Origin of the sequence: Actinopolyspora biskrensis (assembly GCF_013408175.1) — a bacterium.
In the GTDB taxonomy this organism is placed as follows: Bacteria; Actinomycetota; Actinomycetes; order Mycobacteriales; family Pseudonocardiaceae; genus Actinopolyspora; species Actinopolyspora biskrensis.
Map to the genome: position 1 here is coordinate 57,232 of NZ_JACBYW010000010.1, position 12,509 is coordinate 69,740.

Sequence of the window (12,509 nt, forward strand, 5' to 3'; positions counted from 1 at the left end):
TTGAACTTGAATATCGGTGACAGGCACCCGGACGTGACCGTGATCGCGGCCGGTGTGACGAATGTGGGGACCACTTCGGCGGAGGAGTTCGACAGAGAAGCCACTCTCGTGTACGAAGCATTACGCAGGTGCCGGGCACAGGGGCGTACGGTCGTGTTCTTCTCCACCGCCTCGGCAGGAATGTACGGTGCGACGGATTCGCCAGGAACGGAGGAGGGAGCGGTGTTTCCCTCCACGGCGTACGGGCGCCACAAACTGGGACTCGAGCGCGTGTTGGCCACGTCGGGTGCGGACTGGCTGGCACTACGAGTGAGTCACGTCGTGGGGAGCGGGCAGCGGAAGTACCAGCTGATGCCGGCCCTCGCGAACCAGGTTCGCGCCGGTGCGGTCACGTTGCACAGGGGAGCGGTACGGGACCTGATCGACGCCGAGCACATGGTGAGCATCCTTGACAGGCTTCTGGAAAAAGGTGTTTCAGGTGAAGTTTTCAACCTGGCTTCCGGTTTTTCGTACTCGGTGGAGGAGATAGTTGGGGAGTTGGAGAGTTCTTTGGGCGTGGTCGCGAGCAAGAGTGTGGTCGAGTCACCGACGGAGAACGCCTCGGTGAGTGTCGGCAAGATCCGTGAGTATGTTCCGGAGTTCGAGGAGTTCGGATTCGGTCCCGGGTACTTGTCCCTGTTGCTCGATCGGTACCTGTCGACGTGGTGATCGCGCAGGACGGTTGTACGAGCGTGTGACGTCGGGTGATGGTTCCTGCCTCGTGTTCCGCGATCGATTCGGCGGTGTGGAGGAGGTTCATCGGTGCGTGGCTGTTCCGCACGTGTCGCTCCTCGGAGGGGCCGTACGGCCGAAGCACGGGTCCGGCGGACCCCGGGAGGAGGGTGTTCCCCTCTCCTCCCCGGAAGAGGGGTGTTGTCGCACCGCTGCAGCTCCGGCGACCGGAAACGGTGCTTGTGATCGATATCACCGTCCGTTGACTTCCAGTTGGCTCGAAGTATCACGGTGTCGGGTGTTGCTGGGACCGATCACCGAGACCGATGGGGGAAATTCGATGATTCTGGTGACGTCGGCGACCGGGAACGTGGGTGGCCACCTGGTGCGCCAGCTGCACGAGTCCGGTTTCGCGGTGCGGGCGATGACCCGGGAGCCGAGCCGGGCCAGCGTGCCTGCCGGAGTGGAGATCGTGGAAGGGGACCTCGAGGCCCCGGAATCCCTCGGGGAGGTTTTCGACGGGGTTACCGGTTTCTTCGTCCTGGGGACGACGGGAGACCTTTCCGGCGTGCTCGGCAGGGCCTCGGCCGCCGGCGTGAAACGAGTCGTGCTGGTGTCCACGTTCCTGGCCCGGACACATCCGGATTCCGCCATCGGACGGGGTTCGCTGGAGGCGGAACGGCTCGTACGGGAGAGCGATCTCGAGGAGACCGTGCTGCGCCCCTGGGAGTACGCCTCGAACGTGACGGCGTGGGCGGAGGAGGTACGTGTCGAGGGCGTGGTGCGTCCTCCGACGGCGGGGCTGCCGTCTCCCGCCGTCCATCCCGCCGACATCGCCTCGCTGGCGGCGCACGCGTTGACGGAGGAGGGGCACGGCGGGCAGACCTACCCGTTGACCGGGCCCGAGGAGCTGACACCGCGGGACAAGGTGCGTGCCCTGGGCGAGGCTCTCGGGCGCGAACTCGGCTACGAGGAGCGGCAGGACCAGCGGGAACTGGAGCGGCTCTCCGAGCAGGCGCCGGACGAAACTACGGCCGGCTTGATGGTTCCCGGGGTCTGCTCCCTGGAAAGCCCCGGGGTGACCGACACCGTGGAGCGGATCACCGGCAGCCCGGCCCGGAGCTTCGGGCAGTGGGCCGCGGAGAATGCGCACCTTTTCCGGTGAACGGTTTCCCGCCGTGGTGATCGTCATCCGCAGGAAGGAGGGTCACTTCGCCGCCCGGAGGACGACAGGAGCGTTGCCAGCACGCGACGTGACTGGCCCCGTGCCCCGCGCGGACCTCGTTCGAGACGGTTTCGGAAAGTCCGGGAACTCCGGCGAACTCTTCGTCGGTGGTTTCGACCGGCCGGCGTGGATGCGTGTTCGTGGGGGCTCGGGCCTCGTTCTCGGGTGTTCGTTTCCCGACCGGTGACGCGCACTCATCGCGTGAGTGCGCGTCACCCGCTTCGCGGTTCGCGAGGTTTCGTTGGCCAGACCGCTGCCCGTGCCGACGCTCGAGGTGGTGACCACAGGCGCTGGTGGGGGCTGGTGGTAACAGCGCTGGCACACCTGCTGATCACACTGGACGCCACGATCGTCAACGTCGCTCTGCTGCCGCCCGGCAAGACCGCGGCATCTCGGCGACGGGCCGCCCCCGGGGCATCACCGCCCACGCGCTCGCTTTCGCGGTACTCGTGGTGCCGGTCTCGGTGAACCCGCTGTTGGGCAAAGGGTTTCCGGCGGGGGCTGACCCGCGTGTGAGGCAGGAGTCACTGCTCGGCAGCGACCGGAAACCGCTCCGAGCGGTGACCTCGCGTGTCGAACGGTGACACTTGCTCACCACCCCGCCGCACCTGTGCTCCGTCCGGGGCTCGCCCCGAACCGGTGGGAGGCGCTCCGCCCGGCCGTGCGTCCGTGGTGGGCGCCCGCACCACCGTGGGCCACGTCCCCCCCGGGGCGCCGCTTCCGGGAGGGTCACATGCGCGATCTTGCGTAGTTATTGCTTTTTCTTGTGAAAGTTTTCCCGCGGCACCGTTGACGAGAGGACGGTGTGGCGAAGAAACTGGGAACCAGGATGGAGATCCCGTGTAGTCGGGGTCTCCGCTTCTGGGGTCCGGGTGCTCCGGCCGCGCTTTCCGTGGTCGTGCTTTTCCTTTCCCCTGCTTCGTCGCCCCGATTTTCGCGGGGAGGGGGGCTCTTTTCAACGGCCCCGCGGCGCTCCGGTCCGCGGGGCCTTTCGATTCTTTCCGGGTTTTATTCGGGAGGGTGCGGAGCAGGGGGTTCGCGTTTCCTTCGGCCTTTTCGTGCAGTTCACGCGGAGTGCCGCTTTCGGAAGGTACGGGAAAGAATCTGCCCCCGCTTGGCGGGCGCGGACTCCGATGGAGGTTTTTGTGGAAAATTCCGTGATTATCGTGGGAGCGGGTCCGACCGGCTTGATGCTCGCCGGGGAGCTGCGGCTCTCCGGGGTTCCGGTGACGGTTCTGGAGCGGCTTCGAGAGCCCACCGGACAGTCCCGCGGGCTCGGGTTCACCGCCCGTGCCATGGAAGTGCTCGATCAACGGGGCCTGCTGTCCCGCTTCGACAGCGTGGCGACCAGCACTTCCGGGCACTTCGGCGGGATCGAGCTGGACTTCGGGGTTCTGGAGGACGGGCACTTCGGTGCCCGGGGGATCCCCCAGGCGCGCACCGAGGCCGTTCTGGAGGAGTGGGCCACCGAGCTGGGGGCCGAGGTGCGGCGGGGGTGCGAGCTCGTCGATCTCACCGACGACGGTTCCGGGGTGGACGTCGACTTCGAGGGCCCACAGGGCGCGGAGCGGCTGCGTGCCTCGTACCTGGTTGGGTGCGACGGCGGGCGCAGCACCACGCGCAAGAAGACCGGGATCGACTTCCCCGGCAGCGAACCGACCCTGGAGATGTTTCTCGGCGACGTGCGGGGGATGGGGCTGCGCTCGCGCTTCCTGGGCGAGAAGGTGACCGGCGGCATGGTGATGGCCGCTCCCCTGGAGGACGACGTCGACCGCATCATCGTGTGCGAACGGGGGACCCCGCCCAAACAGCGCACCGAACCCCCGGACTTCTCGGAGGTCGCCGCTGCGTGGGAACGCTTGACCGGGGAGGACATCCACGACGCGACACCGCTGTGGGTCAGTGCCTTCAGCGACGCCGCTCGCCAGGCCGCGGAGTACCGGAGGGGGCGCGTGCTGCTGGCGGGTGACGCCGCCCATGTTCACCTGCCCGCGGGAGGCCAGGGGCTCAGCGTTGGGGTGCAGGATGCCGTGAACCTCGGGTGGAAGCTCGCCGCCGTCCTCAACGGGTGGGCACCGAACGGTTTGCTGGACACCTACCACGAGGAGCGCCACGCGGTGGGTGTGCGGTTGCTGCGGAACACGCGCGCTCAGGGGCTGCTCTACCTGACTGGTGAGCACATGCGGCCGTTGCGCGAGATCTTCGCCGAGCTGCTCGAGCACGGTGAGGTGGCCCGGTATCTCGCCGGCATGGTCAGCGGCTTGGACATCACCTACGAGGTGGGACCGGGGGACCACCCGTTGCTGGGCAAGCGGCTACCACCGCGAAAGCTGCTGACCGGATCCGGAGTCACCAGCACCGCGGAGCTGCTGCGCTCGGGCAGGGGACTGCTGTTGCACGGCGGCGACGCGGGGATTCGCGAGTCCGTCTCCGGATGGGCGGACCGCGTCGACGTCGTCGCGGCCGAGTCCGCCGAAGACGCGGACCGGGACTTCTTCACGAAGGACACCGACGCCGTCCTGGTGCGACCGGACGGCCACGTCGTGTGGGCGACCCCGGGTGGAGGGGAACTGGGTGCGGCGCTGCGGCGCTGGTTCGGTTCCCCGGCGTGATCCGCCGCCGTCGGCGACTGCGCCTCCACCGGTGTGCTTCTCGATTTTTCCGAACGATCACGAACGGAGAGAACCAGCATGTACAGCACGTTGATAGTGGCGCGGATGGACCCGTCCGCCAGTCAGGACGTGGCCGGGCTCTTCACGGAGTTCGACAGCACGGAGATGCCCCGTGTGATGGGGACGCGGCGTCGTCAGCTGTTCTCCTACAGAGGGTTGTACTTCCACCTCCAGGACTTCGACTCCGACGACGGCGGCGAAGCGATCGAGCGCGCCAAGAGCGACCCGCGTTTCGTGGCCATCAGCAACGACCTGAAGCCCTTCATCGGAGCCTACGACCCGGAGACCTGGCGGTCTCCCTCGGACGCCATGGCGACCCGCTTCTACTACTGGGAGGACTCGGAATGACCGGAACGGGGATCCGGGAGGGCTGCCCGTCCTCGCACGAGGGAGGACTGTCTTGAACCGGCGAGTCGTGATCACCGGAATGGGCGTGCTCGCACCGGGTGGGACGGGGACGAAGGCGTTCTGGAAGTTGTTGACCGAGGGGCGGACGGCCACCAGGAGAATATCCCTGTTCGACCCCTCCCCCTTTCGTTCCCAGGTCGCGGCCGAGATCGACTTCGATGGTGCGGAGCACGGGCTGAAGCCGCAGGAAACACGTCGCATGGACCGTGCCACTCAGCTGGCGGTCGTCGCGACCCGGGAAGCGATGACGGACAGCGGTCTGGAGGACCGGGAGTTCGACCCGCACCGCACCGGTGTGACCGTGGGAAGCGCCGTGGGCGCGACCATGGGGCTGGAGCAGGAGTACCGCGTCGTCAGCAACGACGGTGACTCGTGGTTGGTGGATCACGAGTACGCGGTCCCGCATTTGTACAACCATCTCGTTCCCAGCTCGATCGCCACGGAGGTCGCCTGGTCGGTGGGTGCCGAGGGGGCGGCCGCGGTCGTTTCCGCGGGATGCACCTCCGGGCTGGACTCGGTCGGTTACGCCTGTGACCTGATTCGGGAGGGGACGACCGACGTGATGATCGCCGGGGCCACGGACGCCCCGATATCGCCGATCACTTCGGCGTGCTTCGACGCGATCAAGGCGACGACGCCGCGCAACGACGATCCGGAGCACGCTTCGCGGCCCTTCGACGGAACTCGCAGCGGTTTCGTGCTCGGTGAGGGCGCGGCGATGTTCGTGCTTGAGGACCTGGAAAGCGCCCGACGGCGCGGAGCCACGGTCTACGCCGAGATAGCCGGGTACGCCTCGCGTTGCAACGCCTTCCACATGACGGGGTTGCGCGCGGACGGGCGGGAGATGGCCGAAGCCGTCAGGATCGCGCTGAACGAGGGCGGCCTGGACCCGACCGACATCGACTACGTCAACGCGCACGGATCGGGCACCAAGCAGAACGACCGCCACGAGACCGCCGCGTTCAAGAGGAGTCTGGGCGAGCACGCCTACAGGGTTCCGGTCAGTTCCATCAAGTCCATGGTGGGGCACTCGCTCGGGGCGATCGGCTCCGTCGAGATAGCGGCTTCCGCGCTGGCCATCGACAACGACGTCGTACCGCCGACCGCGAACCTGCACGAGCCCGACCCCGAGTGCGATCTGGACTACGTGCCGTTGACGGCCCGGGAGCAACGCACCCGTGCGGTGCTGACCGTGGGAAGTGGTTTCGGCGGGTTCCAGAGCGCGATGGTGCTGACCGGAGCGGATCGGAGGAGTTCTTGAGTGCGCCGGTGGTGATAACAGGGGTCGGAGTCACCGCGCCCAACGGTTTGGGCACCCGGGATTACTGGTCGGCGACGCTGGAGGGACGCAGCGGCATCGACGTGGTCAGCCGGTTCGACCCGGAGCAGTATCCCTCCAGACTGGCCGGTGAGGTCCCCGGTTTCGAGCCGACCGAGCACCTCCCGAGGAAGCTGATCCCGCAGACCGATCACATGACCCGGTTGGCCCTGGTGGCGGCCGATTGGGCGATCGCCGACGCCGGGGTGGTGCCGGAGGAGCTGTCCGAGTTCGACATGGGAGTGGTCACGGCGAGCTCTTCCGGCGGATTCGAGTTCGGGCACCGGGAGCTGCAGAACCTGTGCGCCAAGGGAAACGAGTACGTCAGCGCCTACCAGTCGTTCGCGTGGTTCTACGCGGTCAACACGGGCCAGATCTCGATCCGCAACGGCATGCGCGGTCCGAGCGGGGTCGTGGTCAGCGACCAGGCCGGTGGGCTCGACGCCGTCGCTCAGGCCCGCAGGCAGATCCGCAAGGGGGTCGAGCTGGTCGTTTCCGGGGGCGTGGACGGGTCGATCTGTCCGTGGGGCTGGGTGGCCCAGATGGCCGGTGGGCGGCTGAGTCCGGTGAACGACGCGGAGCGGGCTTATCTGCCCTTCGACTCCGAAGCAGCCGGTCACGTCCCGGGGGAGGGCGGGGCGATCCTGCTGGTGGAGGACCGCGAAGCCGCACGTCGCCGCGGGGCGGACGACGTCTACGCGGAGGTCGCCGGATACGGGGCCACTCTGGACCCTCCGCCGGGCAGCGGCCGCGAGCCGGGGCTGCGGCGTGCCGTGGAACTGGCTCTGCGGGACGCGTCCGTCGGGCCGGACGAGGTGGACGCGGTGTTCGCCGACGCAGCGGCCGTCCCCGAGCTGGACCGCGTCGAGGCCGAGGTGATCACGGAGCTGTTCGGGGAGTACGGAGTTCCGGTGACGGCGCCGAAGACGATGACCGGGCGGTTGTACTCGGGGGCCGCGGCGTTGGATCTCGTCGCCGCCGTGCTCGCCATCCGGGACGGGGTCGTGCCACCGACCGTCAACGTGAGCGGGGCGCCCGAGTACGCCCTCGACCTGGTGGTCGGTTCCCCGCGCGCCGCGGACCTGGGAACCGCGATGGTGCTCGCCAGGGGCCAGGGCGGTTTCAACTCGGCGATGATCGTTCGCCGCCCCGACTGATCTCCCCGAGCGGTGACGTGGCCGCTCTCCGGCCTCCCGGTGCGGCGAGGCCCGGCTCCCGTGCGGGGCCTCGCCCGCGTGGACGGGCCCTTTTCCCGAGGAATCAACACACGAAGGAGCAGTGGAACATGTCCGGACAGGAAATCACGATCGACGATCTCAAGAGGGTGCTGACCGAGGCTGCCGGCGTCGAGGACGGAGTAGAGATAGGTTCCGATTCGCTCGACACCGAGTTCGAGGAGCTCGGATACGACTCGCTGGCGCTTCTGGAGGTGGCGGGGCGCATCCAGCGCGAGTACGGGGTCGAGCTGGACGACGACACCGCCACCTCCGCCCGGACGCCGCGCTTGCTCCTCTCCGCCGTCAACGGTGGCTGAGCTTCCGTCCGGGACCACGAGTGACCAGGTCAGAGGAGGGTTTTCATGACCAAGCCTGCCACCCGGCGGACCGGGGAGGAAACGGACTGGACCGTGTGCCCCGGTTGCGGGGACATGCTCTACGGCAGACGACTGGCGCGGAACCTGCGCGTGTGCCCCGAGTGCGGTCATCACCACAGGCTCACCGCGCACGCACGAGTCGAGCAGCTCTTCGACGAGGAGGGGCTGGAACTGCTGGACATCGCTGAGCGCAGCGTCGACGTTCTCGGTTTCAGCGACACCAAGCCGTACACCTCCAGGCTGGAGCAGGCCCGTGCCGCGACCGGGTTGGAGGAAGGGGTGGTGCTGGCCACCGGCACCATCCGGGGCCACCCGGTCGCGGCCGCCGTGATGGATTTCCGGTTCCTCGGCGGGAGCCTCGGATCCGCCACCGGGGAGGCCATCACGCGTGCCGCCGAGATCGCGTCCGACCGGCGCGTCCCGTTGTTGCTCGTGACGGCTTCGGGCGGTGCTCGGATGCAGGAGGGCGCGCTCTCCCTGATGCAGATGGCCAAGACCAGCCAGGCCCTCGGAAGGCTGGACGAGGAGGGACTCCTCACCGTTTCGTTGGTCACCGACCCGACCTACGGAGGTGTCGCGGCCTCCTTCGCGACGCTGTGCGACGTGATCATCGCCGAGCCGGGGGCCCGACTGGGTTTCGCGGGCCCGAGGGTGATCGAGCAGACCATTCGGCAGACCCTTCCGGAGGGGTTCCAGACGGCCGAGTCGTTGCTGGAACAGGGCATGATCGACGCCATCCGTCCGCGGAACGCGCAGCGGACGGCTCTGGCGCGGTTGTTGGCCGCGGGCCGAAGGCGCACGGGGCGGCCGAAAGCGGTCGGGACCGGCGATGTGGTCGTGCGGGAGGGGGCGGAACTCCCCCGGCTCGACGCCTGGCAGACCGTGCAGCGGGCCCGGGACCTGGACCGGCCCACGACCTTGGACTACGTCGGGCGGGTGTTCGACGATTTCGAGGAGCTGCGCGGGGACCGGGGCGGCGGTGAGTGCTCCGCCCTGATCGGCGGCGTGGCCCGGCTGGGTGACAGGCCGGTCGTGGTGCTCGGGCACCAGAAGGGCCACACGATCACGGAGCTGACGAACCGCAACTACGGCATGGCCACACCGGCCGGGTACCGCAAAGCGGCGCGTCTGATGCGTGTGGCGGAGAAACTCTCGATTCCCGTGGTCACCTTCGTGGACACTCCGGGCGCCTTTCCCGGTGTGGAGGCCGAGCAACACGGTCAGGCCGTGGCCATCGCCGAGAACATCAGGCTCATGGCGGGGCTGTCGGTGCCGATAGTCGCCCTGATCACCGGAGAGGGCGGGAGCGGAGGCGCTCTCGGGCTCGCGGTGGCCGACGAGGTGCTGATCTGCTCCAACGGCGTTTACTCGGTGATCAGCCCGGAAGGATGCGCCTCGATTCTGTGGAGTGATCCCTCGAAGGCTCCAACAGCGGCGAACGCCCTGGGAGTGGACTCAAGACGGCTGCTCGAACACGGAATCGTGGACGGGGTGATCCCCGAACCCGAGGACGGGAGCCAGTCCGACCACGCGCTCGTCGCCGAGCGTGTGCGGGGTGCCCTGGAAGAGGCGGTCGACCGGCTGGCCGCGGTGGACCCGACGACCCTCAGGGAGCGGAGGAGGGCGCGGTTCAGGCGGTTCGGCGCCACGGCCGCGCAACCGGACGAGAACGAGGAGGGAAAATGACACAGCGGGCGATGAACCGGCTCGAACGCGAGTTCGACGACGAGTCGACCGGCGTTCCCGCGGCCGGGTCGGAGTACGAGAAGCGCGTTCTCCTGGATGAACTGTTGGAACGGGTGCGACACCACTCCGTTCGTTTCCTGGCCGATGTTTCGCGTTCTCCCCGCTCGTTGCGAGTCAGAGCGGGAGACGTCTCCTTCGACATCGAGTGGTCCGAATCCGGTCACGACGTTATGGAAGCGGGCGATACAGCCTCCGTGGTGACCGAACGGGGCGACGCCGTCACCCGGGAGCACGACTCCCTGGTGTCCCCGACGGTCGGTGTTTACTACGAGGCCCCCGAACCGGGAGCGGAGCCGTTCGTCCGTGCCGGGGACGCGGTGGAGCAGGGACAGCAGGTGGGGATCGTCGAAGCCATGAAGCTGATGATCCCGGTGCGGGCGGAACGTGCCTGCCGGATCGTCGAGCCGTTGAAGGCGAACGGCGAGTCCGTCGAGTACGGCGAGGCCCTGTTCACCGTCACCTCGGTCGACGAGGACTGAGGAGGCGCCGTGTTCGACAAGGTGTTGATCGCCAACCGCGGGGAGATCGCGCTGCGGGTGGCACGGGCGTGCCGGGAGATGGGGGTCCGGACGGTGGCCGTCTACTCCACCGAGGACAGCGAGTCCGCCGTCGTCTCCTACGCCGATGAGGCGGTGCGAATCGGACCCGGTCCGTCCAAGCGGAGTTACCTCAGCATCCCCGCGGTCGTGGAAGCGGCGCTGCGCGCGGGTGCCGACGCCGTGCACCCGGGGTACGGCTTCCTCTCGGAGGACGCCGACTTCGCCGAGGTGTGCACGGACAACGGGCTCGTCTTCATCGGTCCTCCGTCGGAAGTGACGGCACGGCTGGGGGACAAGACGGCCGCGCGGGGGTTGATGTCGGAGGCGGGACTACCGCTGCTGCCCGGGAGCCTGGATCCGCTCTCCTCGGCGGAACAGGCCCACCGCCTGGCCGATGACATCGGGTACCCGGTGATCATCAAGGCCGCTGCCGGCGGCGGCGGTCGCGGTATGCGCGTCGTGCACGACAGCGCCGAGTTCGAGGCCGCCTACCAGGAGACCAGGGCGGGAGCGCTGGCCTTGTTCGGCGATCCGCAGGTCTTCGTCGAGCGCTACCTCCCCAACGGGCGCCACGTGGAGATACAGGTGCTGGCCGACCGGTTCGGCAACGCCGTTCACCTCGGGGAGCGGGACTGCTCGGTCCAGCGCAGGCACCAGAAGCTGATCGAGGAGAGCCCCGCGCCGCGGCTTCCGAGCGGGCTCGTGGAGGAGATGGGGCGGGTCGCCGTACAAGGGGCCCTCGCCGCGGGGTACGTGGGGGCCGGCACGTTCGAGTTCCTGGTGAGCCCGGACGGGGAGTTCTCCTTCATGGAGGTGAACTGCCGCATCCAGGTCGAGCACCCGGTGACCGAGATGGTCACGGGGGTGGATCTGGTCCAGGAGCAGCTGCGGATAGCGGCCGGGCACCCGATGACGCTGCGCCAGGAGGACGTCGCGGTGCACGGGGCGGCGCTGGAGTGCCGTGTCAACGTGGAGAACCCGGACGCGGAGTTCGCACCGACGCCGGGGGTGTTGCGGGAGTTCCGGCCGGCGGGTGGCCCCTTCGTCCGGGTCGACACCCACGGCTACCCGGGATACCGGGTGCCCGCTTCCTACGACTCCCTGCTGGCCAAGCTCATCGTCTGGGCGCCTTCGCGGCAGCGGGCGCTGGATCGTATGGACCGTGCTCTGGAGGAGTTCCGGGTCGAGGGGGCGGGAGTTCGCACCACCATCGGATTCCTCCGCGAGGTCGTGGCGGATCCGGGTTTCCGGGCCGGCGAACACGACACGACGATCGTGGACCGGATTCTCCGGGAACGCGGGGAACCCGGTTCGAGAAGTTCCGGAGAAGGTGTTTCCGGGGCGGCCTGATTCCGGCGCGTCCCGATTGTTCGAAACTGTGGAGAGGCGGGAAGAGAGCATGTCCGACCGAAATCGGAGGACCGTTGTCGTCACGGGCGCCACGAGCGGGATCGGTCTCGAAGTGGCCAGGGACCTGGCCGAGAGCGAGCACGCGGTGTTCATCGGGGCCCGGGACGCCGACGAGGTGAAGCTGACCGTCGAGCAGTTCCGTTCCCGGGGGCTGGAGGTCCAGGGGACGAGCTGCGACATCCGTGACCAGGACAGCGTCGGTCGCTTCGTCTCCGCGGCCGTCGACGGCTACGGGCCGGTGGACGTTCTGGTGAACAACGCGGGCAGGGGCGGTGGAGGTGTTACCGCCGACATCCTCGACGAGCTGTGGCACGACGTGGTCGACACCAACCTCAACGGGGTTTTCCGGATGACCCGTGAGGTGCTGAACACGGGAGGGATGCGTGAGAGGTCCTGGGGCAGGATCGTCAACATCGCCTCCACGGCGGGCAAGCAGGGCGTGGTCCTGGGAGCGCCCTACTCCGCCTCCAAGCACGGGGTGGTCGGCTTCACCAAGGCGCTCGGCAAGGAGCTCGCGCAGACCGGCATAACGGTGAACGCGGTGTGTCCCGGTTACGTGGAGACCCCCATGGCCGAGGGGATACGGCAGCGGTACGCGTCCGTGTACAACACCACGGAGGAGGACATCCTGGAGCAGTTCCAGGCCAAGATCCCGATGGGTCGGTACTCCACGCCCGAGGAGGTGGCCGGGATGGTCGGATACCTCGTCACCGACAGGGCCGGGTCGGTGACGGCGCAGGCCCTGAACGTGTGCGGCGGGCTCGGCAACTTCTGATTCCGGGTTCCGGCGCGGAAGCGCGGCCGGAGCATTTTCAATTTCCTTTTCTCTGCCGGCGTGCGCCGATTTTTTTCGGCGTCTGCGGTGTTTTTATTTTTTCGGGGGCGG

Annotated in this window: 11 protein-coding genes; all 11 read left to right on the top strand. The window is 68.2% G+C overall.

Going from position 1 to position 12,509, the window contains the following annotated elements; translation table 11 throughout:
- The 11 genes from FHR84_RS20795 (at position 1) to FHR84_RS20845 (ending at position 12,398) form a co-directional block, all read left to right on the top strand.
- Positions 1-708, top strand: a complete 708-nt coding sequence (locus FHR84_RS20795; protein WP_218863554.1) for an NAD-dependent epimerase/dehydratase family protein — start codon at positions 1-3, stop codon at positions 706-708.
- 343 nt (positions 709-1,051) lie between these two features.
- Positions 1,052-1,876 (top strand): SDR family oxidoreductase, encoded by an 825-nt coding sequence (locus FHR84_RS20800; RefSeq protein ID WP_179537231.1) that lies wholly within the window; start codon positions 1,052-1,054, stop codon positions 1,874-1,876.
- Positions 1,877-3,081: 1,205 nt separating this feature from the next.
- Positions 3,082-4,548, top strand: coding sequence for an FAD-dependent monooxygenase (locus FHR84_RS20805; RefSeq protein ID WP_179537232.1), 1,467 nt, complete (start codon positions 3,082-3,084; stop codon positions 4,546-4,548).
- Between the two features lie 78 nt (positions 4,549-4,626).
- Entirely contained in the window at positions 4,627-4,956 is a 330-nt protein-coding gene (locus tag FHR84_RS20810) for a TcmI family type II polyketide cyclase (protein WP_179537233.1), read from the top strand.
- Positions 4,957-5,008: 52 nt separating this feature from the next.
- Positions 5,009-6,277, top strand: a complete 1,269-nt coding sequence (locus FHR84_RS20815) for a beta-ketoacyl-[acyl-carrier-protein] synthase family protein (RefSeq protein ID WP_179537234.1) — start codon at positions 5,009-5,011, stop codon at positions 6,275-6,277.
- Complete coding sequence (locus FHR84_RS20820; protein WP_179537235.1) at positions 6,274-7,491, top strand: ketosynthase chain-length factor; 1,218 nt, start codon at positions 6,274-6,276, stop codon at positions 7,489-7,491. Before FHR84_RS20815 ends, FHR84_RS20820 begins: the two co-directional genes overlap by 4 nt.
- A 128-nt stretch (positions 7,492-7,619) precedes the next feature.
- Positions 7,620-7,868 (top strand): acyl carrier protein, encoded by a 249-nt coding sequence (locus tag FHR84_RS20825; protein ID WP_179537236.1) that lies wholly within the window; start codon positions 7,620-7,622, stop codon positions 7,866-7,868.
- Positions 7,869-7,913: 45 nt separating this feature from the next.
- Positions 7,914-9,614, top strand: a complete 1,701-nt coding sequence (gene accD, locus FHR84_RS20830; RefSeq protein WP_179537237.1) for an acetyl-CoA carboxylase, carboxyltransferase subunit beta — start codon at positions 7,914-7,916, stop codon at positions 9,612-9,614.
- Positions 9,611-10,153: an acetyl-CoA carboxylase biotin carboxyl carrier protein gene (locus tag FHR84_RS20835; protein ID WP_179537238.1), complete on the top strand. Its 543-nt coding sequence runs from the start codon at positions 9,611-9,613 to the stop codon at positions 10,151-10,153. Before accD ends, FHR84_RS20835 begins: the two co-directional genes overlap by 4 nt.
- 9 nt (positions 10,154-10,162) lie before the next feature.
- On the top strand, positions 10,163-11,563 hold the full coding sequence (locus FHR84_RS20840) for an acetyl-CoA carboxylase biotin carboxylase subunit (RefSeq protein WP_179537239.1): 1,401 nt from the start codon (positions 10,163-10,165) through the stop codon (positions 11,561-11,563).
- Between the two features lie 49 nt (positions 11,564-11,612).
- Positions 11,613-12,398, top strand: coding sequence for an SDR family NAD(P)-dependent oxidoreductase (locus tag FHR84_RS20845; protein ID WP_179537240.1), 786 nt, complete (start codon positions 11,613-11,615; stop codon positions 12,396-12,398).
- Positions 12,399-12,509 lie beyond the last annotated feature (111 nt).